The organism is Mesorhizobium sp. ISC11 (genome assembly GCF_037162595.1).
Classification (GTDB): Bacteria; Pseudomonadota; Alphaproteobacteria; order Rhizobiales; family Rhizobiaceae; genus Mesorhizobium; species Mesorhizobium ciceri.
This window is the reverse complement of record NZ_JAVSPW010000001.1, coordinates 1,473,691-1,494,269: the sequence shown is the minus strand read 5'-3', so window position 1 is coordinate 1,494,269 and position 20,579 is coordinate 1,473,691. Positions and strand designations below refer to the sequence as shown.

Sequence of the window (20,579 nt, the reverse complement as noted above, 5' to 3'; positions counted from 1 at the left end):
CCGTGTTTCAACCATCGAACCCGTCCTGCTCTTCCGAGATTCTTGCGAGTTGCAATGACAACCACCGCTGAACATCTAAAGCCGCTTCTTTGGGAACCCAAGAACCTCATCCGGGCTGTCGAGGCCGCAGGCGTGACCCTCTGGTCGTGGAATGTCGACACCGATGCGCTGGCGATGGATGACCGGGCTTATGACCTGTGGGGCATTCCGCGCACCAAAGACGTCAAGTTCGAGGACCTGTCCGCACACATCCATCCGGCCGACCGCGATCGGGTGCGTGCCGCCTTCAACGCCACCCGGTCGATCGTCGGCCCCTATGAGATTGATTTCAGGATCATGATCGGCGACGAGCTCAAGTGGATCTCCGCCCGGGGCCAGGGCGACGACGAAGGAATGGTCCAGCGGCTGATGTTCGGCATTTTCATTGATGTGACCGGCCGTAAGCAGGCCGAGGAGGGCCGTGAGCTTCTCGCCGGCGAGATGAGCCACCGCGTCAAGAACCTGCTCACCATCGCCTCCGGTCTTACGGCCATCACGTCCCGTTCCACGACGACGACCAACGACATGGCGCGCGAGCTCACCCAGCGGCTGACGGCCTTGGGGCGCGCCCATGATCTGGTACGGCCGGTGCCCGGCCAGACCAAGGCCGCCTCAGCGCTGCTAGGCGACCTGCTCACGGTCCTACTGGCCCCATATGACGACCTGGGGGCATTTAGCGGGCGCATCCGGGTGTCGGTGCCGCGGATGAGCGTCGGTGAATCCTCGGCAACCATCCTTGCGCTTATCATCCATGAACTTGCCACCAATTCTCTCAAATATGGTGCCCTGTCGGCCGAGACGGGGACGCTGGATGTTTCCTGCTCGGCGCAGGACGAAAAGGTGACCATCGTTTGGACAGAAAGTGGGGGCCCGCTCGTCGAGACACCTTCGGCTGCGCCCGGCTACGGCAGCAGGCTGGTTGAGCGCAGCGTCACAGGACACCTGCGTGGTTCGATCGACTACGATTGGTCAAAACAGGGCTTGATCGTCACGCTGAGCGTCCAGCCGGAGCGCCTCGCGCAATAGCCGGTTCACTTGCCGTAGCGTCCTCCGTGAATTTACTAGACCCTTGGCGTTACGGGCGCTAAAGCGAGCTGACAGGAGGCTTGGCCCAATGGACCCCAAGAGGCTCGACCATAAGCTCGACTGTAAGGCGTGCGGGACAGTCCAGTTGGACATCCCCGATAACGCCACTGACAATACGCCCATCCATTGCAGCAACTGCGGCCGCTACCTCGGCGACTGGGGGGAACTGCAGGACGACTTCCACAGGCAAGCCGGCGATGCGCAAGCTTTCGACCTGAACCATGGCAACATCATCAAAAAGTAGCGCTGAGAAGGCAAAGTCTCTTGTCGATCAATGCGGCTTCCTCGGCTCCGGTGACACCTCGGCCAAGTCGAGAAGCGCGTCCAGGGCACCGGTCATGTCGCGCACCACCTCCACGGAATTCCTTCGCAGCACCGTTACGTCAGTTTCCATGCCCTCGGTGGCATGCCGATAAAGTTGCTCGGCAATGCCGGACAGGCGCCCCATGTTATGGGCGATGGTCTTGCACAGTTGCATGGCGTCGTCGTGTGTCACGGGGATATCCTCTCCATGGGATTATTTCGGCCTGGGCAATTGGTGCGGAGCGGCCGCTGTCTCATGGCCTTGAAGGACGCTACGCTCGATAAGGACATCTGAGCCGTTCGCGATCAAGAGCCGCGATGTTGCAATGCCGAGATGTCTTTGGAGCATAGCGAGTGCCGCGGCCTTGGAGCGGCGAGGGGACGTGATTGCGGATGTGATTGTTGAAATAGCGGCCGTTAGCAAACGCAGACTGAAACGCGGCAACGGCCTCAAGTGATACCTCCAAGAACTCGTAGTGCTTCCCGCCGGCTGCGCGCCAGGGTTGCTGACGCCGATCGTGGGCGACGGCCTGTTCGACCATGGCGGCCACTTCCGAGCCACAGGTTGCGCAAGAAGCTGCCGGCGACGTCGATGAGCCGCCAATACGTCGAAGCGATCGAACAGCATCTCCCAGGCCGTGAGCGCCGTCAGCGGTAGAGCCGCAGCGGCACCCGCCGACAGCGACGCCGGGGCCGGTCCGACGATGCGTTCGTCAACCAGTTGCAGCTCGGCACTCGAGCGATGTCTGTTGAAGCCTCGCCGCGATCAGATGAAGTTGCTCCGGCCTCAAATGGGTATAGCGGCGTAGCATCTTCCAATCCTTGTGCCCGGTGACCATCGCGACCTGCTCGATGGTGAAGCCAGCTTCGAACAGGCGACTTGTGCCTTCGTGACGCAGGTCGTGGAAGTGCAGATCCTCGATCTCAAGTTCATGACAGGCACGTCGGAAGGCAGTTCCGGCCGATTTCCCATTGTAGGGGAAGATGCGTCCCTTTCCCTCAGTGGAAAAACGCTGCTCTTCGAGGATCGCGCGGGCGTCGTAACCACTCACGTCGAGGAGCGGGATACGCATGTGATTGCCCTTCTTGTGGCGTGGGTCCTTGCGATCTCGTATCAGCAGGGTGTTGTTGCGGTCGTTGAGGTCCTCCCACGTAGCGTTGCAGATTTCCCCGAGCCGCATGGCGGTTGCGATCGCAAAGCGGATGATCTTGTCGACGGGGATAATCTGGAAGTTGTTTCCTCTGAAGTATCGGATCAGGGCCTCTATCTCGTCAAGCGTCGGTCGCCGATCGCGCTCGTTACCCTTGCCAACGAGACCCAAGCGGGTGAGGGCGACACGACCAAGTTCCACCGGCTCCGCTGAATAAGGCAGTCCATGCACAGCCGCGCCGTGCACCAGCAATGTCCGGATGTATCCGATGTCTATTCCAACGGTGACAGGTCCGGCGCCTTCCTCGGCTCGTTCCTTGCCGAACTTTATGACCTGTTCGCGATTGAGATCCGCGATGTTGAGCCTTCCGAGCCTGGCTCGTAGCAGGTCCAGGCTGAATGCCTTCGAACGCCCGGCCGCCTTGCCAACTTCCGCCATATCGGCGATATGCAGGTCGATTAGGTCGGAGACCGTTTTGATCCCGTCCTTGTGCTTGGGAGCAGGTTTCTGACCCAGGTCGATTTCTCGCTCAATTCGGCGCGCCCACATCTCGGCGTCCTTGCGGAGCGAGAAGCTGGTGCTGAGGTGGTGACCCTTGCAGCGAACCTGCACACGCCACTTGCCGGAAGCCAACTTGTTGATGGATGCCATGGGTGGTCTCTTTTTCGTGCACGCTGTGTGCACAGGGAGGAGTACAAAATGCGAAAACTAACGGATATCGTGTCGTACAAACGGCGAACGTGTGCACGTTTTAAGGCCCTGAAAATACGAGAAAAAGCGTGATAAATCAAGCTCATAGGATTTCCGTTGCGCCTATGATGGACTGGACGGACCGGCATTGCCGGTTCTTCCACCGCCAGCTGTCGAGCCATGCGCTGCTTTACACCGAGATGGTGGTGGCCGACGCCGTCATCCATGGCGCACGCGAGCGGCTGCTCGGCTTCGATGCGTCAGAACATCCGGTCGCGCTGCAGCTCGGCGGCTCGGATCGCGAAAAACTTGCCGAGGCGGCGCGCATCGGCGAGGCCTTTGGCTATGACGAGATCAACCTCAATGTCGGCTGTCCGTCAGACCGCGTCCAGTCGGGCACGTTCGGCGCCTGCCTGATGAAGGTGCCGGACCTCGTTGCCGGCTGTGTCGCGGCGATGAAGGCGGCGGTGACAATTCCCGTGACCGTCAAATGCCGCATCGGCGTCGACGAGCAGGATCCGGAGCCGGCCCTCGATGCGTTGGCGGATGGAGTTTTCGACGCCGGCGCCGACGCATTGTGGGTGCATGCACGCAAGGCGTGGCTGGAAGGGCTGAGCCCCAAGGAAAACCGTGACATCCCGCCGCTCGACTACAACAGGGTCTATCGGCTGAAGGCTAGAAAACCTAACGAATTCATTGGCATCAATGGCGGCATTCAGACGATCGAAGAGGCGTTGGCGCATCTCGGCCATGTCGACGGCGCCATGCTTGGCCGCGCCGCCTACCACACGCCCGGCATTCTGGCTGGCGTCGATGCCGCTTTCTACGGCGTCCAGTCCGAGCCCTTCGATTTCGCCGCGCTGATCGATACGATGGCGGACTATGCGGCACGTCATATCGAGCTGGGTGGGCGGCTTGGACATGTCACCCGCCACATGGTCGGACTGTTCCATGGCTTGCCCGGCGCGCGCCGCTACCGGCAGATCCTGTCCACCGACGCGACAAAACCCGGCGCCGGCCCGGACGTGCTGAAGGCGGCTTTCGCGGCCGTCGAACTCGGCGGAGCGGCAGCCGAAGCGGCTTGAGATTCCGGGATCAGTCCCTGAGGATCATGCGGTCGCCGCGCACGTCAAAACCCGACAATGAACCGATGAAGTTCATGCCGAGCAGGCTCTGGCTGAGCATGCCGGGTGCGGCGATCATCACCGACATATCCCTGCGCGTGATGCCGCCGATCGCAATCTGATCGGTTTTCACGGCCGCGGCGCGTGCCATGCCGTTGGCGGTCGAAACCGGTATGGTGTAGTTGAGCGCCGCTGGATTGAATCCGGCGGCTTGTGCGTCTTCGGACGTCAGCACGGTGCTGGTCGCGCCGGTATCCACCACGGCCCGGACCGGGTTGCCGTTGACCAGGATGCGCGCTTCGAAATGGCCGTTGTCCGCCTTGTCGAGCGTTACGGTGGCGTGACCGTCTTCGATACCCAGGGCCAGCGGACTGCCGGGAACAAGGCCCGCGGTCACCCGGCTGGCGACATCCTGCAGCTCATAGCGGTACTGATAGCCGGCGATCAGCGCGAGCGCGATGGCCGCCCAGGCGCCTAAGTTGCGGGCCATGGCGCCCAGGGGTCGGCCCGAGCGAAGCAGGCCGGCGCCGATAAGGGCGCCAAAGGCGCCGAGCCAGATCAGCCGGCTGAAATCGTTGTTCTCCACGCCGAGGGTGCTGCCGGCGGAATCGTTGAGCATGAGCAGGACTGCTCCCACCCCGATCGCGGCCATCAATATCCAGAACAACCGGCTCATCCGCACCTCACGACAGCGCGTCGCGTTCGCGCGCCATGCGGGTGCGGCGCGTTTCCCGGCGCGGCCGGCGCTCGACCGTTTCCAGCCGGGCCGGCAATTCAGCCATGACGCTGCGGCGCGTTTCCGGCGTCATCCCGATCCAGGCGCCGATTTCCTCGCGCGTGCGACCGCACCCGAAACAGAAGCCGGTTTTCATGTCGATCGAACAGACCAGGATGCACGGGGATTCGATGGCCGTCATGACTTTCTCTTGGGCTTCCATCCGCAATCCCTTGTTCCACCTCCACATGGTGCAACGGCAAAGCCAATGCAAGCCCTCGCGATTGCGCCCTTCGGGGCCGGCTTTGCGGCAAATGCAGGCCCATCATCCCAGAGGTTGTGCCAACCCCGCAAGGCGGCTATGCCGCTTACCAAATCCAGGGAATGATCGATAACAAGATGACCAGCGCACTGCCTTTCGACGATTTTCGCAACCTGTTGGCCAATCTGCCGGCGGCCGACACGGCAGCCGAGACCCGCGTGCGCACGCTGTTTGCCAAGGCCGACAAACCAGGCAATTCGCTTGGCCGCATCGAAGACATCGCCGCCTGGCTGGCCACCTGGAGCGGGCGGGCTCCGCCCGCGGTGACAAGACCGCTGATGGCGGTCTTTGCCGGCAATCACGGCGTCACGCGCCACGGCATTTCGCCACTGCCGGTGGCGGCGACCGCCGCCGCGGTCGAACTTTGCGCCGCCGGAGGTGCCGCGATCAACCAGATCTGCATTGCCTACGATCTCGGGCTGAAGGTTTTCGATCTTGCCCTGCACATCCCGACCGCCGACCTCACCGAGGACGCCGCGCTGGACGAGCGTGGCTGTGCCGCCACCATGGCCTTCGGCATGGAAGCGATCGCCGGCGGCACCGACCTTTTGTGTCTCGGCGATCTCGGCGTCGGCAACTCCACCGTCGCCGCCACCCTGTTTGCGGCGTTGTTCGGGGGCAGGGGCGCCGATTGGGTCGGCCCGGGGTCAGGCGCCGATGCGGCGATGCAGGCACGCAAGGCCGACGTGGTCGATGCGGCGCTGGCTTTTCATGACGGCCATCTCGGCGACCCGCTCGAGGCGCTGCGCCGGGTCGGCGGCCGGGAATTCGCAGCGATCGCCGGCGCCATCCTGGCCGCGCGGATGCAGAATATCCCGGTGCTGCTCGACGGATTGGCGGCAACGGCAGCCGCAGCGGTACTGCATGGCGTCAATCCCGCCGCGCTCGACCATTGCCTGCTGGCCAGCCTGTCGCCGGAACCCGCGCATGCACGCGCCGCCCAACGGCTCGGGCTGCGCCCGTTGCTTGATCTGGGCATCAGCCATGGCGAAGGGGCAGGGGCCGCCCTTGCCGCGGGTCTGGTCAAGGCCGCCGCGCTGACCAGTTCGGGCATGGCTGCGGCGGTACGCGGTTAGCGTCTTGACCTGCTAGCGCCGGAGATTGGGAATACGATAGACGACGGCGTTGTATTTTGGGTTGGAGCGGCTGCCGACTATTACGCCTCCAAGGCGTTCCGCTATTCTTCTGCTGGCCACGTTCCTTTCGGCAACCGGATATTCGAAGCAGTCCGGTTCGAGCGCCTCCGAGGCCCACTCCGCGACAGCAGCAATTGCCTCTTGGCCAATGCCGTTTCCTTGAGCGTCCTCTCTGATCCAGATCCCGAGTTCGGGACACACGGTCTTCGCTGCATGAAGGCCGACAAGCCCCAGACAGCGAGCGTCCGCCAAGGCACGCACAACAAAGTGCAAATCCGATCCGTCCTGGATTGGCGCCAGCCAGGATCGCCATACTTCGGCAAAGGCCGCCAGTGATCGAGGTGGCTCCCACTGCATGAAACGGGTGATGGCGGGAGTGATGGCGACAAAGAGGTCTTCAGCGTCGTCGGCTGTAAACAGCCTCAAGCGAAGGCGGTCCGAGTTGATGTCTATGCCACCGACCATGCCAGTCACCTTCTGCCATCGTGGGGTGCCGTCCTTCTTGCTGGCCATCGACACAGTCCGCCGCGACGCCTACCGCCGTCGAGCCGCCACCGCCGCGGTCGGCAATGCTGGCAATTCCTCCATCACCCGGCTCAGCGGGAAGATGGCGATCGCCTCGGTGCCTTCGCGCAGCTTGGAATGAAGTTCGAACTCGCCGCCATGCATTGCGAGCAGCCCTTGCACGATCGGCAGGCCAAGCCCGGTGCCTTGCTCGGCGCTCTTGATGGCGATGGAGCCCTGGCCGAAGGCGGAAAGCACGATCGGGATCTCATCTTCCGGTATGCCCGGGCCATTGTCCTTGATCGAAATGTATTGTCCGCCGCCCGCCGTCCAACCGACACGGACGCGGATTTCGCCGCCGGTGGCGGTGAATTTTATCGCGTTCGACAGAAGGTTGAGCGTGATCTGCCGCACGGCCCGTTCATCGGCGAACAGCCGAGGCAGCTCGTGCTCGAAATCCTGGACGACACGGATATCCTTGTTGCGCGCCCTCAACTCCATCATGTGACAGCAGTCCTCGACGATACCAAGCAGCATCACCGGTTCTTCATTGAGCTGGTAGCGGCCGGCCTCGATGCGTGACAGGTCGAGAATCTCGTTGATCAGGTCGAGCAGATGCTGGCCGGATTCGTGCACGTCATGAGCGTAGTCACGATAGGTGGGATTGCTCATCGGTCCCAGCACCTCGTTCGACATCACCTCGGAAAAACCGAGAATGGCGTTGAGCGGCGTGCGCAATTCGTGGCTCATCGAGGCGAGGAACCGCGATTTCGCCAGATTGGCGTCCTCGGCCCGCCGCCGCGCTTCGTCCGACATCGATTTCGCCGTCTCCAGTTCGGCGATCAGCGCATCCTTTTCGGAGCGGAACGACAGCATCATCAAGGACGAGTGGTTCAGATGACGGGCCACATAGGCGAAAAACGGCAGCGACACGACCAGCAGCGCGGCCATGATCGCCTCGACCGGCATCCATAGCTTGGCGCCGGCATAGGCGTAGAGCGCCACGGGAACGGCAAAGGTCGCCAGCAGCGCGCCCCGCAGAGACGAGGTCATCACCGCGGTCGCCGCCATGGCGAACAACAGCACCACGGCCTTGACGATGTGGAACGGATCGACCTCGCAGACGCTGCAGCCAAGCCACACGAACCAAGCCCAGCCGAGACCGCACAGGAAATGGCCGATCAGGAATTCCCGCCGTGCTTGCAAAGGGTTGAGCTCGGAAGCTTCAGTGCGCTCGATGCGCCGCGCCATGAAGGCAACGATAGTGTAGCAGGTTAGCGTGAACAGCGCCCAAAGCCCGATCTCATTGCCGATTCCGGCCAGCCGGCCACCCGCGGCAATCGCCAGCACGAGAAGCGGGATGGCGATGGCGCCGCTTGTCATCGCTCGGGCATGCAGCTTCAGCAGTTCGCGATCGAAATCGGGATTGCCGGCCTGCTGCGAAAGACGGTCACGCGTCTTGCGCACCGCGCGCGCGACATCGCTGTTGCGATGGCGTTTCCTGCGGTCCACAATGAACTTGTCCGCTGTGTTCGAGCGTTGCAAGGGCATCAAAACTTCAATTTATGCGAGCAGCGGTTTCCAAGTGTTAAGCTACGTTCGAATGATTAACCAACCGTTTGCCATATGAGCCGTTCATGGTCGCCGAGGCCGCGCCGGCGATACGTTGCGCGCCCCAGAAGCCTGTGGCGCCGGCTGGTGGATTACGGGCTTGCCGTCATCATCCTCGGACTGCTGATCCTGCTGGCGGCCCGCCTCGACCGGGTGGAGACACGCAAGACGCAAGGCGTGGCAATCATCAACGACGGCGATTCGATCACGCTTGGCACCGAGCGTATCCGCATGCGCGGCATCGATGCTCCGGAATATACGCAGACCTGCCGCAAGAACGGCGCGGACTATTCCTGCGGCACGCTTGCGCGTCAGTCGCTCGTTCGCCTGATCGCCGGCAAGCCCGTCTCTTGTACCGGCTGGCAGCGTGATCGTTATGGCCGGCTGCTCGGCGACTGCACCGCCGGCGGCAAGGATCTCAACCGCGCGCAGGTCGAGGCGAGCTGGGCGGTTGCCTATGGCGACTTCGAGAGCGAGGAAGCCATCGCCCGCGCGGCAAAGGCCGGCATCTGGGCGGGAACGTTCGATCAGCCGCAGAATTGGCGAGACAGCCATCACGGCGAAGTCGTCGAGAAGAAGCACGGCACACTGGCGTCGATCGGCGATGCCGTGCGCGAGATTTTTCGCTTCTGGTGATGCGCATCCTGGAACTGGAACCGAGGACGAACAGGAGGATGGAATGAAGCTCTTCGACGGTGGCCGGGCGCCCAATCCAAGGCGGGTCCGCGTTTTCCTGGCCGAGAAAGGCATCGAGGTTGCGCAGGTGCCCATCGATATGGGCGCGTTGGAACACAGGCAACAGGCGGTCAGCTCGCGCAACCCCTTGCAGCGTCTGCCGGTGCTGGAACTCGACGACGGCACCGTCATCACCGAATCCGTCGCCATCTGCCGCTATTTCGAGGAACTGCATCCGGAGCCCGCTTTGTTCGGGCGTGGCGCACTCGGCAAGGCGCAGGTCGAGATGTGGCAGAGGCGGATGGAATTCAATTTACTCAGCTGCGTCACGCAGGCCTTCCGGCACATCCATCCTGCCATGAAGGAATGGGAAATCCCGCAGGTCCCTGATTGGGGTGAGGCCAACAAGCCGAAGGCCGTGGCGTTCCTCAGGCTGCTGGACGGCGAACTGGGCAGCCGGGAGTTCATCGCCGGTGACAGCTATTCGATCGCCGACATCACCGGCCTGATCGCTGTCGACTTCATGAAGCCGGCACGCATCAAGGTACCGGATGAGTGCGCGAATGTGTTGCGCTGGCATCAAGCCGTTTCCAGCCGGCCGAGCGCATCAGCCTGAGAATGACTGCCGAACTCGAAAACCTCGTCGCCAGGGTCCGCGCCTGCCGCATCTGCGTGGAAAATCCGGCCGGCAAGCCGTTGCCGCATGAGCCGCGACCAGTGCTGCGCCCATCATCCACCGCCCGGATCCTGATCGCCAGCCAGGCGCCCGGCACCAAGGTGCATCTGTCGGGCATGCCGTTCACCGACGCTTCCGGCGACCGCCTGCGCAGCTGGCTTGGCGTGACGAGCGACGAATTCTACGACATCGAAAAATTCGCAATCGTCCCGATGGGCTTCTGCTTTCCCGGCCAGGATGCCAAGGGGGGAGATCTGCCGCCGAGGCGCGAATGCGCGGCGGCCTGGCGCGCACCTTTGATGGCCTCTATGCCACGGATCGATCTGGTGCTGACGATCGGTATCTACGCGCAGTCCTGGCACATGGGTGCGGCGCGCCGGCCCTCACTGACGGAAACGGTCATGGACTGGCGCTCCATCTGGGAGAATTCCATCGGTCCGAAAGTGCTGCCGCTGCCGCATCCCTCGTGGCGCAACACGGGCTGGCTGAAGAAGAATCCGTGGTTTGAAATGGATTTGCTGCCTTTTCTGCGTTCGGAAATCCGCTATCGCCTCGGCTGACCTTTCAGCAAGAAATCACTCGCTTTTTGACCGATCAGCAGAATTTCTTTCTTGTGAAAGGCCTGGATAAGGCAGAGTATAGGCATTCTATTCCCTTGGGAGCACGATATGGATCGCCTCGATAGAAAAATTCTCCGCCTCTTGCAGGAGGACGCGACACTCGCGGTCGCCGATGTCGCCAAGAAAGTCGGGCTGTCGACGACGCCTTGCTGGAGACGCATCCAGAAGCTCGAGGAAGAGGGCGTCATCAAGCGGCGCGTTGCCATTCTCGACCATGAAAAGGTCAATGTGCGCGTCACCGTCTTCGTGTCGATCCGCACCAATTCGCATAGCCATGAATGGCTGCGGCGTTTCTCGGAAGTCATCCAGGAGTTTCCCGAGGTGGTCGAGTTCTACCGCATGAGCGGCGACGTCGATTATCTCCTGCGCGTCGTGGTGCCCGACATCGCCGCCTATGACGCCTTCTACAAGCGGCTGATTGCCAAGATCGAAATTCGTGACGTGTCGTCGTCCTTCGCCATGGAGCAGATCAAGTACACGACCGAAATCCCGCTCGACTACATGGTTCTGGACAAGGAATCGGGTGCCAACGCTGCCTGAGCTGAACGTCACATAAAGTCATCTCGCTTAGTTCTTCTTTTTGTTGAGGAAACTCCAGGGTGAGTTCACCGGCAGCGTGATCGTATCCGGCACGGTCTCGACGCTCACCACATCTGCCTTGCGCACGCTGTAGCCAGACCGGATGATGCTGACGCCGTCGAGGATGAACAGCTGGCTCTTCTCCATGTCCGGCTTCAGCGCGCCGGTGACCGCTACAGGCTGATAGGCCTCAGACATCTTGTAGGGACGGGCCGGCGTAACCAAGACAATCTGGTTGGGCGGCGGCGTCGGCATGTGACTGCAGGCACCCGTCCAGGGTACCAGCAGGAACTGGTAGACAAGATCACCGTCGCGATCGACCGGCAATGCGTAGCCGGCTAGCTGAATGCTTTTGTCCTGAAGATTGACGGACAGCGTTTCGCCATGGTCGGGCAATTTTGCCGCGATCATCGGCAGCCCGACGTTTTCGGCGGCGGATTGCGTAGCCGGACGCAGATCCTTCCAGAATATGTGCGCAGTCTCGGCCGAGGCATCGGCGGCAGCGGACACAAACAAAGCGGCAGCGAGCGCCAGGGTTGATTTTAGAGGATTGCTCATCGGCCGCTTCCTTTGAGCCTCAAGTAAAGACGCCGCTGCCAAAGACGTCAACGCTCGAGGCGCATCACATGTCGGCAGCCACTTCACATGTCGGCGAGATCCTGACATGGCGGAACGCGCGCCGTCAGCCTTTCCTGGCGGCGATCCGCGCGAGCGTCTCGGCATTGGTCAGCTCCCTTACGGCGTCCTTGCCGATCCAGCGCGCCGTCTTGTCTGCCGACTGCGCCAGTCGTTCGGCGACAGCCAGGGCGGCACCGTGCATGTTCATCGATCGCTTACCGATCGACCGAAGCGCCCAGTTCACGGCTTTCTTCACGAAATTGCGGCTGTCGTTCGCGTGCGTTTCGATGATCGGCAGGAAGGAGAGGAAGGTCGCCCCTGGCTCCTGCTTCCGGTGGACGACAGACCAGGCCATCATGGCGAAGGCCGTGCGCCGAACGAACTCCCGCTCGTCGGCCGCAAACTCGGCGATCAGTTCTTTCCAGGCGTCCGTATCGACAAAGAGATCCGAGACGCCGTCGACGATGTCCCAGGAGTCGAAACTAGCCGCCCATCGCCTTGCATCTTCAGCAGAAAACCGTTTCGGGTCAGCCGTGACGGAGGCAATGAACTGCGCCTCCATGATGCCGCTGTCCCATAGCTCGAAGGCGCGCTCGTGGTTGCGTTTGATCGTCCGCGCGATCTGCCGCTGCATGCCGTGCGAGATGCCAAGTGCACGGTCGATCTTGATGCCGTAGTGCAACATCCCGAGGCGGTTCTGCTCGGATCCGATGGCGCGAAGATGGGCGACGATTTCCGCGGCACTGGATTGAGGCGAGAGCTCTGCCACGGCAGAGACCTATTTTTCGAGACGGGCGAGCAGCGAGGACGTGTCCCAGCGCTTGCCGCCCATCGCCTGCACATCCTTGTAGAACTGGTCGACGAGTGCGGTGACCGGCAGTCTGGCGCCATTGCGGTCGGCCTCGGCCAGGCAGATGCCGAGATCCTTGCGCATCCAGTCGACGGCGAAGCCGAAATCATATTTGCCGGCGTTCATCGTCTTGTGGCGGTTCTCCATCTGCCAGGAGCCCGCGGCGCCCTTGGAAATCACCTCGATCACCTTCTCGATGTCGAGCCCGGCCTTCTTGCCGAAATGGATGCCTTCGGCCAAGCCCTGGACGAGACCGGCTATGGTGATCTGGTTGATCATTTTGGTGAGCTGGCCGGCACCGGCCGACCCCATCAAGCCGACCATGCGGGCAAAAGCGTCGATGACGGGCTTCGCTTTGTCGAAAGCGTCCTGCTCGCCGCCGACCATCACGGTCAGCACGCCGTTCTCGGCGCCGGCCTGGCCGCCCGAGACCGGCGCATCGAGAAACGAAAACCCGCCGGCTAGCGCCGCCGCCGCCAGCTCGCGAGCGACCTCGGCCGAGGCGGTGGTATTGTCGATGAAGACCGAACCCTTCTTCATCGATTTGAAGGCGCCTTCCGGACCAGTCGTCACCGAACGCAGATCGTCGTCATTGCCGACACAGGAGAACACAAAATCCTTGCCCTCGGCGGCCTGCGCAGGGGTCGCCGCCAGGCTACCGCCATGCTGGCCAACCCATTGCTCGGCCTTGGCCTTGGTGCGGTTGTAGACGGTGACGTCATGGCCGCCCTTGTTCTTCAAGTGTCCGGCCATCGGATAGCCCATCACGCCAAGACCGAGAAATGCCACAGATGCCATGAGCTTGCCCTTCAGAATGGAAACGGAATTTGCTGCGAAAGCTCTAGGCTCTGCGCTCAATTCGTCAAGACGCGTATAGCCTGATCGACTGGTGCAGCCGAATTGAAAATCGTCAGCGTTTCAGGTGAACGGTGATCCGGCGCTCGATCCATTCGACGCCATGCCGCAATATCTCGACCATCACCAGATAGACGAGGGCGACCCAGATATAGGCCTGGATGTCGAACGAGTTGGCGAAGGCGAGCTTGGCATTGCCCATCAGATCGTAGACCGTGATGATGGCGACGATCGCGGACGCCTTGACCATCAGGATCAGTTCGTTGCCATAGGGCCGCAAGGCGACGATCAAGGCTTGCGGCAGGATGATCTTGCGCAACGTCTGCAGCTTATGCAGGCCAAGCGAGGCCGCCCCTTCCCATTGCCCTCTTGGCACGCTCTCTATGGCGCCGCGCAGAATCTCCGCCTGGTAGGCGGCCGTGTTGAGCGCAAAGGCAAAGACGCCGCAATTGAACGCGTCCTTGAAAAAATCCCAGAGGCCGACCGACTGGAGTTCGACGCGGAACGAACCCAATCCGTAGTAGACCAGATAGGTCTGGACCAGCAGCGGCGTGCCGCGGAAGAAATAGACGTAGCAATAGGCGAGGCCGGACAGGATCCGGTTGCTGGACATGCGCCCGTAAGCGACGGGCACCGACAGGATCGCGCCGAGTACCATCGATATGGAAACCAGCGCCAGCGTGACCCCAAGCCCGCTCAGATAAGCCGGCGCATATTTGGCAAAGAAATCGGGATTCCAGGCAAGGAAGAGATAGCTGACGATGCCGATACCGAACAAAATCCATAGGCCCACCAGCGCGTAACCGGCGATACGCCTGCGCGGCCAGCCGCGCGCCCGTGGCGGCGGACGTTCGACCATGGTGGCCGTGGCGCTCATCGCTGCGCCTCCCGCCGGCCAAGCGAGCGCAGGATCGCGTTGGTGGCGAAGGACGACAGGACGGCAAGGCCAAGAAAGACCAGCGAGGCGACGCCGAAGAACAGGAAAGCGTGCTTGGTGACGCGGGCCGCAATGCTGGCATTGCGCAGCGTCTCGGCCAGGCCGACGACCGACACCAGCGACGTGTCCTTGAGCAGGCTGAGCCAGCAGTTCTCCAGTCCAGGAACGCGATGCGCAACAGCTGCGGCACGATCACCTTGCGCATGGTCAGCCAGTTCGAAAGACCGATGGCGTAGCCGCCCTCATACTGGCCTTTGGGAATGGCGCGGAAGGCGGAAAGGAAAACCTCACTGGCATAGGAGGAGAAGATCAGTGCAAGCACGATCATGCCGGCGACAAAGCTGTTGACGTCGATGGTGACGTCAGGCCGGAAATACCTGACGAGATGCTGCAGCAGGATCGGCATGCCGAAAAAGAACAGGAAGAGCGTCACCAGTTCCGGCAGGCCGCGAAAGACGGTGGTGTAGATGTTGGCGGCAAGGCGCAGCGACGGTTCTTCGGACTGCTTGGCGAGTGCAATGAAAAAGCCGATCGTCAATCCGATGGGCAGCGTGGCAAGCGCCAACGCAATGGTGATCAGTGCGCCATAGGCAATATCGTCAAGCCAGCCTTCAGGTCCCCAACTGAGAAGTGTCCATATGCTCTGGGCTGGCATCGACCGGTCTTATCCCCACGGCATTCCCAAGACGAATAGAAAGACGGCGGGGAAATTCCCCGCCGTCTTGAACTGGCTTATCAGGACTCTGCGCCGTAGACGTCGAACTTGAAATACTTGTCGTTGATTTCCTTGTATTTTCCATTGGCGCGAATGGCGGCGATGGCCGAATTGAGCTTGTTGACCAGGTCAGTTTCGCCCTTGCGTACGGCAATGCCGGCACCAGGCCCGAAAATCTCGACCGGCTGCGGCGAAGGTTGGCCGAGGATCTTGCAGCAGGCGCCGTCAGGCGAGTCCAGAAACTGCTGCAGCACGACGATATCGTCCTCGATGGCGTCGAGACGACCATTGGCAAGATCGGCCTGCTCCTCGGGGCTGCTCGGATAGCCCTTCACGGTGCTGTCGGTGTAGGTCTTCGAGGCATAGTTGAAATGCGTGGTGGTGGTGGCGACGCCGATGGTCTTGCCGGCGAGATCTTCCTTGGTCACGCCTTTCAGCGTGCTGTCCTTCGGCACGGCGATCGCCGAGGGCGTGTTGTAGTATTTGTTCGAGAAGTCGACCTTCTCCTTGCGCTCCGGCGTGATCGACATCGAGGCGACGATGGCGTCGAATTTACCGGCCTGGAGGGCTGGAATGATGCCGTCCCAATCCTGGGCGACGAAGGTGCACTTGACCTTCATCTCATCACAAAGCGCCTTGGCGATGTCGATATCGAAGCCCACGAGCTGGCCATCGGCGGTAAGGTTGTTGAAGGGCGGGTAGGCGCCTTCGGTGCCGATCCTCAGGGTCTTTTCCTGGGCCTGGGCGACGCCGAGCGTCAGCAGCGCGGCCGATGCGGCAAGCGCGATACGCAGTGAAATACGCATGATGGTCCTCTCTTTATGGTCCCGGCCGTCGTTCCGAACGGCTCTGTGGGGCGGTGCTTTTGACCGCCCGCTGGCGCGATACTCCCACTCTTTCCAAGAAAAAAGCAACTGCAAAACCATAAAAATGGGCAAGGCTATTCTGCCGTTGCGTCAGCGCTCAAGCAACGAGCCCGGTGGTGCGCTCGATGAAGTCGGCTATCGATTTTGCATCGTCGAGATCGAATACCGGCAGCAGCTCGCCTTCAATGGCAAAATCGGCGGCGACAGCGACGATGTTGGGATCCTCCGCCGAAAGCGGCGTGCGGTCCTTCGCATCCAGCCGGCGGGTTTCGATCTTGCTGTGGGCTTCGCGCTTGTAGCCCTCGACCAGCACGAGGTCGCAAGGGGCAAGCCGCGACAGGACAGTCTCCAATGTCGGCTCATCCTCGCCGCGCAGCTCGTGCATCAGTGCCCAGCGAACGCCGGAGACGATCGCGACTTCGGTGGCGCCGGCCTGCCGGTGGCGAAAGCTGTCCGCGCCAGGTTTGTCGATGTCGAAGTCATGGTGGGCATGTTTCACCGTCGACACCTTCCAGCCGCGCCGGACCAATTCGCTGACCAACCTCTCGGTCAAAGTCGTCTTGCCGGAATTCTTCCAGCCGGTGATGCCGAAGACGCGTCTGTTCATGGCTTGATGCTCTGCAACAGACGCTCGGCAGACACAAGATCGTCCGGTTCATTGATGTTGAAGAAAGGGTCGATCCCCGCCGATGGCGGAACCGGGAACTCCACCTCGACAAAACCGTGCCGGTCGATGAAAGCCGAAACCCGCCTGATATCTTCATCGACCAGAAAGTGCCGCAAGGCATCGCGGCAGCCGATCGGCCAAAGCGCGAAGGTCGGATGCCGCTTGCCGGCCGAGCGGGCAACGGCAATAGAACCGGGGCTTTGATCGGCGGCCCCTGCCAGACGCTCGACAAGGTCCAACGGCAGGAAAGGCGTGTCGCCGGCAGCGCTGACGATCGCCTTGCAAGACCTGTTGGCCGCGGCCCATTCGAGGCCGGTCAGGATTCCGGCGAGCGGACCGGCAAAGCCGGGCACGCTGTCGGCAAGCACCGGCAGTCCAAAGCGCAGGAATCGTGCAGGGTCGCCATTGGCGCTGAGCGCCATCGATTCTATTTGCGGGGCGAAGCGCGACACGACCTGGTCAAGCAGGCAGCCATCGCCAAGCGGCAACAGGCTCTTGTCGCCGCCGCCCATCCGCCTCGACTGGCCACCGGCCAGAACAATCCCCGCAATGTCTCGCTTCATGCCACGAAGCCTGTACGCCAGCCGTCGGAAATCACAAGAATGATCTGGCTAGATTCCGTCCGGAACCATGCTTGGCCCCGTGCTTTCGGCGACGATCTTGCGCCGGCCGACGACCCGCTCGCGGTAGAGCGCATAGAGGCCGGAGCCGATGATGATGGTGGCGCCGACGATCATCGGCAGATCGGGAATGTCCGCGAAGATGAACAGGCCAAGCAGGATCGACCAGATCAGGGCCGTGTAGCGGAACGGCGCGATGAAGGAGATGTCGCCCGCCCGCATCGCCATGATGATGAACTGGTAGCCGATAATCACCAGCACAGCAGCCAGGGCCAGCCGGGCCGTGCTGTTGCCCGTCATCGGCGTCCAGCCGCCCATTGCCGGCAACAGCGCCGCGCCGACGATGGTCATGGCAAGCGCGGTCGCGGTCGACACCAGCAATGTCGGAATGGCCTTGGGGATCCGCTTGGTGGCGAGATCGCGCACCGCGCAGCAGGCGACGCTGGCCAGCGCCGACAGCGAGTAGACGCTGAACCCTTCGAAGCCCGGCCGCACGATGATCAGCACGCCGGCAAATCCGATGGCGATGGCCAGCCAACGCCGCCAGCCGACAGTCTCGCCAAAGACAAGTGCCGCTCCCATCGTCACCGCCAGCGGCAGCGCCTGCAGCACCGCCGAAACATTGGCGATCGGCAGATGGGCGAGGGCGACGAGGAAACTCACCGTTGCGCCGGCCTCGCTGATCACGCGCAAGGCGACCAGAGGCTGCAGCATCGAGCCCGGGCGGGCGAGAGCGCCGCGCTGCCAGGCCAGCAGGCCGACGAAAAGCGAAGCGAAAGCCCCACGGATCAACATGACCTGCGCCATGTTCATCGATTGCGACGAGTATTTGGTGATGGCGTCGTTGAGGGTGAAGCCGGCCATCGCCACCATCATGAACAACGCGCCGCGAAGATTTGGAGACAGGGGCAAGACGGCTACCGGTTGTGCTAATACATATCGCCCAAAAGTGACCTCAGTTTGGAGAAACGACATGCATAAGGAACAAAGACCTGAAGCGCGTGGCTGAATCCGTTCAAACGCGACGCGCTTTAGGCAGCAAGCCTGTAACAGTCGGGCATGAAACAGCAACAGCAAAGGACTGGGCCACAGCCTTGTTTGTGGCCCTGAATATCGCCTGCGATGGCGAACTTACTTCTTCGGCGTAAGCACCTCGGTGCCATTGCCTTCCTTGCCGGCGATCGTCCAAAGACCGTGCAGCGAACCGTCCGCCGCCACCTTGTAGACGACCAGGCCAATGTCCTTGCCCATGACATAGCCGGCGGAGAAGGCATCATCGTTGCGCATGCAGATGCCGTCGGAAGATGAGCCACCAGTTTCCCAATGGATCGCGCAGGTCGTCCCGCTGGTCAGCGTGATGGTGGCTTCGCCGCCATAGGCCGAGCCGTCGAAGTTGGTGCCGGCGACCGTATAGGTGCCGCCGATCGACTGCGCCGCCGCGGGCACGGCCGCGAGGCCAAGCAGTGCCAGAGAAAGAACGAGTTTGCGCATGGTGTATCCCCCTGTGAGCGAAGAGCAGCTTCCAGGGGAAGGCTAGGCTGGAACAGACTGGCCGTAAATCCGGCTGCGGTTCGCGAACAAGACTTTTTCTGGGGTGTGGTCCGAAACCGTCATGGCCCCTTGAGACTGCCGGCGATGGCGCCGACCAGCGGATCGTATTTCGACTTCAGCGCCGGCGGGTAGTCGACCCAGACCGTACGGATGATACCGTCTTTCCCAAACAGACGTCGCTCGTAGAATATCTTTCCATCCCTCAGGCCCGACAGCACGGCCCAGTCCTTTCCGGCCTTGCTGTAGGTGATCTTGTCGCCCGGCTCCTTGCTCGCCTTCTCCGCCGCGACAAAGCCTTTCGGCGTGTCGTCGTCGACGTTGAGGATGCCCGAGCAGATCAGGCTGGCGCCATCGGCGCTCAGCCATTGCTGTCCGTCGCCATTGTCGGGCTCCGGCTGGCGATCGGTGAAGACGTCGTCGGGAAAGGTGCAGACAGTGCCGAAGCGATCGTTCACATAGGTGAACGGCGCGGCAACCGCACTGGTTGCTGCCATTGTCGCAATGACCAGGAATGAAGAGTGCAGCCGCATGCTCGCCTCGAAGTCATGATCCCGAAGCGATATTGCATGAATTTCACGGAAAGATCAGCCGCCAGTGACGCTCATGTGGCGCGACACCGATGGGCGGCTGGTGCGGCGGTCGATGATGAAGTCATGGCCCTTGGGCTTGCGGCCGATGGCTTCGTCTATTGCTTCGGCGACCAGCTCGTTGCCTTCCGAGGCGCGCAAGGGCGCGCGCAGATCGGCGGCATCTTCCTGGCCGAGACACATATAGAGGGTGCCGGTGCAGGTCAGCCGGACGCGGTTGCAGCTCTCACAGAAATTATGCGTCATCGGCGTGATGAAGCCGAGCCGTCCGCCGGTCTCGGCGACCTGGACGTAGCGCGCCGGGCCGCCGGTCTTGAAGGGAATGTCGGTCAGCGTGAACTGGCGTTCGAGCGACGCGCGCAGCAGCGACAGCGGCAAATACTGGTCGGTGCGGTCGGCATCGATCTCGCCCATTGGCATGGTTTCGATGACCGTCAGGTCCATGCCGCGGCCATGCGCCCAGCGCATCATCTCGGGCAGCTCGGCGTCGTTGAAATCCTTCAACGCCACTGCGTTGAGCTTGACCTTGAGCCCGGCCGCCTGCGCGGCATCGATGCCTTGCATGACCTTGTCGAGATGGCCCCAGCGGGTGATCTTGTGGAATTTGTCGGCATCGAGCGTATCGAGCGAGACGTTGATGCGCCTGACGCCGCAATCGGCGAGTTCGGCGGCAAAGCGCGACAGCTGCGAGCCGTTGGTGGTCAGCGTCAGTTCTTCCAGCGCGCCGCTTTCGAGATGCCGCGACAGCTGGCGCACCAGATGCATGATGTTCTTGCGCACCAGCGGCTCACCGCCGGTCAGCCGCAATCGCCTGACGCCCTTTTCGATGAAAACCGTGCACAGCCGGTCGAGCTCTTCCAGCGACAGCAGGTCCTTCTTAGGCAGGAAGGCCATGTCCTCGGCCATGCAATAGGTGCAGCGGAAATCGCAGCGGTCGGTAACCGACACGCGGAGATAGCTGATCGTGCGGCCGAAAGGATCAATCATGTCCATGCTTCAAGCGCTTCCCGTGGCCGTGAACGGCTTCGTTATATACCGCTATGTGATACGATCCGGCCTGCCGTTCAAGATAGCGCCTCTCG

25 protein-coding genes and 2 pseudogenes are annotated in these 20,579 nt (G+C 61.9%); 8 read left to right on the top strand and 19 right to left on the bottom strand.

All coding sequences use genetic code 11. The features are described 5' to 3' along the window. The first annotated feature begins 54 nt into the window (after window positions 1-54). Together RPF88_RS07610 and RPF88_RS07605 are read left to right on the top strand one after the other, a co-directional pair. Window positions 55-1,065, top strand: a complete 1,011-nt coding sequence (locus RPF88_RS07610) for a sensor histidine kinase (RefSeq protein ID WP_337122089.1) — start codon at window positions 55-57, stop codon at window positions 1,063-1,065. Between the two features lie 88 nt (window positions 1,066-1,153). Next, window positions 1,154-1,369 (top strand): hypothetical protein, encoded by a 216-nt coding sequence (locus RPF88_RS07605; protein WP_337122088.1) that lies wholly within the window; start codon window positions 1,154-1,156, stop codon window positions 1,367-1,369. A 27-nt stretch (window positions 1,370-1,396) separates the two neighbouring features. On the opposite strand, the gene RPF88_RS07600 is transcribed toward RPF88_RS07605, so the two are convergent. From RPF88_RS07600 to RPF88_RS07590, 3 genes and pseudogenes are all read right to left on the bottom strand, one after another. After that, entirely contained in the window at window positions 1,397-1,621 is a 225-nt protein-coding gene (locus RPF88_RS07600; RefSeq protein WP_337122087.1) for a hypothetical protein, read from the bottom strand. A 411-nt stretch (window positions 1,622-2,032) separates the two neighbouring features. Next, a pseudogene (locus RPF88_RS07595) lies at window positions 2,033-2,161 on the bottom strand (zinc-binding alcohol dehydrogenase family protein); the annotation flags it as partial. Next, window positions 2,142-3,230 (bottom strand): site-specific integrase, encoded by a 1,089-nt coding sequence (locus RPF88_RS07590; RefSeq protein ID WP_337122086.1) that lies wholly within the window; start codon window positions 3,228-3,230, stop codon window positions 2,142-2,144. The pseudogene RPF88_RS07595 and the gene RPF88_RS07590, both read right to left, overlap by 20 nt. A 128-nt stretch (window positions 3,231-3,358) precedes the next feature. Here RPF88_RS07590 and dusA point away from each other — a divergent pair, with 128 nt between their 5' ends. Then, window positions 3,359-4,354, top strand: a complete 996-nt coding sequence (gene dusA / locus RPF88_RS07585) for a tRNA dihydrouridine(20/20a) synthase DusA (RefSeq protein ID WP_337122085.1) — start codon at window positions 3,359-3,361, stop codon at window positions 4,352-4,354. Between the two features lie 10 nt (window positions 4,355-4,364). On the opposite strand, the gene RPF88_RS07580 is transcribed toward dusA, so the two are convergent. After that, window positions 4,365-5,069 carry a TIGR02281 family clan AA aspartic protease gene (locus RPF88_RS07580; protein ID WP_013531717.1) on the bottom strand — a complete coding sequence of 235 codons (705 nt, stop codon included), beginning with the start codon at window positions 5,067-5,069 and terminating at the stop codon, window positions 4,365-4,367. A gap of 7 nt (window positions 5,070-5,076) precedes the next feature. After that, complete coding sequence (locus RPF88_RS07575) at window positions 5,077-5,310, bottom strand: DUF1289 domain-containing protein (RefSeq protein ID WP_024503316.1); 234 nt, start codon at window positions 5,308-5,310, stop codon at window positions 5,077-5,079. 197 nt (window positions 5,311-5,507) lie between these two features. Here RPF88_RS07575 and RPF88_RS07570 point away from each other — a divergent pair, with 197 nt between their 5' ends. Next, a complete protein-coding gene (locus RPF88_RS07570) occupies window positions 5,508-6,506 on the top strand; it encodes a nicotinate-nucleotide--dimethylbenzimidazole phosphoribosyltransferase (RefSeq protein ID WP_337122084.1) in 999 nt (332 codons plus the stop codon). 12 nt (window positions 6,507-6,518) lie between these two features. Here the strand turns inward: RPF88_RS07570 and RPF88_RS07565 are convergent, their stop codons facing one another. Together RPF88_RS07565 and RPF88_RS07560 are read right to left on the bottom strand one after the other, a co-directional pair. Beyond that, a complete protein-coding gene (locus tag RPF88_RS07565) occupies window positions 6,519-7,079 on the bottom strand; it encodes a GNAT family N-acetyltransferase (RefSeq protein WP_245321841.1) in 561 nt (186 codons plus the stop codon). A 21-nt stretch (window positions 7,080-7,100) separates the two neighbouring features. After that, on the bottom strand, window positions 7,101-8,621 hold the full coding sequence (locus RPF88_RS07560; RefSeq protein WP_024503313.1) for a sensor histidine kinase: 1,521 nt from the start codon (window positions 8,619-8,621) through the stop codon (window positions 7,101-7,103). A gap of 75 nt (window positions 8,622-8,696) precedes the next feature. Between RPF88_RS07560 and RPF88_RS07555 the strand changes: the two genes are divergently transcribed. The 4 genes from RPF88_RS07555 (at window position 8,697) to RPF88_RS07540 (ending at window position 11,192) form a co-directional block, all read left to right on the top strand. Continuing rightward, the gene (locus tag RPF88_RS07555) at window positions 8,697-9,317 is read left to right on the top strand and encodes a thermonuclease family protein (protein WP_337122083.1); all 621 of its coding nucleotides are present in this window, start codon (window positions 8,697-8,699) and stop codon (window positions 9,315-9,317) included. Window positions 9,318-9,360: 43 nt separating this feature from the next. Continuing rightward, window positions 9,361-9,972: a glutathione S-transferase gene (locus RPF88_RS07550; protein ID WP_013531712.1), complete on the top strand. Its 612-nt coding sequence runs from the start codon at window positions 9,361-9,363 to the stop codon at window positions 9,970-9,972. Further along, complete coding sequence (locus tag RPF88_RS07545) at window positions 9,912-10,592, top strand: uracil-DNA glycosylase family protein (protein ID WP_013531711.1); 681 nt, start codon at window positions 9,912-9,914, stop codon at window positions 10,590-10,592. Before RPF88_RS07550 ends, RPF88_RS07545 begins: the two co-directional genes overlap by 61 nt. 108 nt (window positions 10,593-10,700) lie before the next feature. Then, entirely contained in the window at window positions 10,701-11,192 is a 492-nt protein-coding gene (locus RPF88_RS07540) for an Lrp/AsnC family transcriptional regulator (RefSeq protein WP_006205209.1), read from the top strand. Between the two features lie 27 nt (window positions 11,193-11,219). Here RPF88_RS07540 and RPF88_RS07535 read toward each other — a convergent pair whose 3' ends face one another. From RPF88_RS07535 to moaA, 12 genes and pseudogenes are all read right to left on the bottom strand, one after another. Then, window positions 11,220-11,789: a DUF3299 domain-containing protein gene (locus RPF88_RS07535; RefSeq protein ID WP_337122082.1), complete on the bottom strand. Its 570-nt coding sequence runs from the start codon at window positions 11,787-11,789 to the stop codon at window positions 11,220-11,222. Between the two features lie 124 nt (window positions 11,790-11,913). Next, window positions 11,914-12,618: a DNA alkylation repair protein gene (locus RPF88_RS07530; RefSeq protein ID WP_337122081.1), complete on the bottom strand. Its 705-nt coding sequence runs from the start codon at window positions 12,616-12,618 to the stop codon at window positions 11,914-11,916. Between the two features lie 9 nt (window positions 12,619-12,627). Beyond that, a complete protein-coding gene (locus tag RPF88_RS07525) occupies window positions 12,628-13,497 on the bottom strand; it encodes an NAD(P)-dependent oxidoreductase (RefSeq protein ID WP_024503308.1) in 870 nt (289 codons plus the stop codon). 112 nt (window positions 13,498-13,609) lie between these two features. Continuing rightward, the gene (locus tag RPF88_RS07520) at window positions 13,610-14,431 is read right to left on the bottom strand and encodes an ABC transporter permease (RefSeq protein WP_024503307.1); all 822 of its coding nucleotides are present in this window, start codon (window positions 14,429-14,431) and stop codon (window positions 13,610-13,612) included. Next, window positions 14,428-15,146 (bottom strand): annotated as a pseudogene (locus RPF88_RS07515) (ABC transporter permease). The gene RPF88_RS07520 and the pseudogene RPF88_RS07515 overlap by 4 nt, the downstream one beginning before the upstream one ends. Before the next feature lie 80 nt (window positions 15,147-15,226). Then, complete coding sequence (locus tag RPF88_RS07510; RefSeq protein ID WP_013531705.1) at window positions 15,227-16,012, bottom strand: ABC transporter substrate-binding protein; 786 nt, start codon at window positions 16,010-16,012, stop codon at window positions 15,227-15,229. Window positions 16,013-16,169: 157 nt separating this feature from the next. Next, window positions 16,170-16,679 carry a molybdopterin-guanine dinucleotide biosynthesis protein B gene (mobB, locus tag RPF88_RS07505; RefSeq protein ID WP_024503305.1) on the bottom strand — a complete coding sequence of 170 codons (510 nt, stop codon included), beginning with the start codon at window positions 16,677-16,679 and terminating at the stop codon, window positions 16,170-16,172. Continuing rightward, a complete protein-coding gene (gene mobA, locus RPF88_RS07500) occupies window positions 16,676-17,302 on the bottom strand; it encodes a molybdenum cofactor guanylyltransferase MobA (protein WP_013531703.1) in 627 nt (208 codons plus the stop codon). Before mobA ends, mobB begins: the two co-directional genes overlap by 4 nt. A 48-nt stretch (window positions 17,303-17,350) precedes the next feature. Continuing rightward, window positions 17,351-18,271: a DMT family transporter gene (locus RPF88_RS07495; protein WP_337122080.1), complete on the bottom strand. Its 921-nt coding sequence runs from the start codon at window positions 18,269-18,271 to the stop codon at window positions 17,351-17,353. A 219-nt stretch (window positions 18,272-18,490) separates the two neighbouring features. Beyond that, a complete protein-coding gene (locus RPF88_RS07490) occupies window positions 18,491-18,850 on the bottom strand; it encodes a hypothetical protein (RefSeq protein WP_337122079.1) in 360 nt (119 codons plus the stop codon). A gap of 119 nt (window positions 18,851-18,969) precedes the next feature. Beyond that, a complete protein-coding gene (locus RPF88_RS07485) occupies window positions 18,970-19,440 on the bottom strand; it encodes a hypothetical protein (protein WP_337122078.1) in 471 nt (156 codons plus the stop codon). A gap of 54 nt (window positions 19,441-19,494) precedes the next feature. Beyond that, window positions 19,495-20,490, bottom strand: a complete 996-nt coding sequence (gene moaA / locus RPF88_RS07480) for a GTP 3',8-cyclase MoaA (RefSeq protein ID WP_013531699.1) — start codon at window positions 20,488-20,490, stop codon at window positions 19,495-19,497. Between the last annotated feature and the right edge of the window lie 89 nt (window positions 20,491-20,579).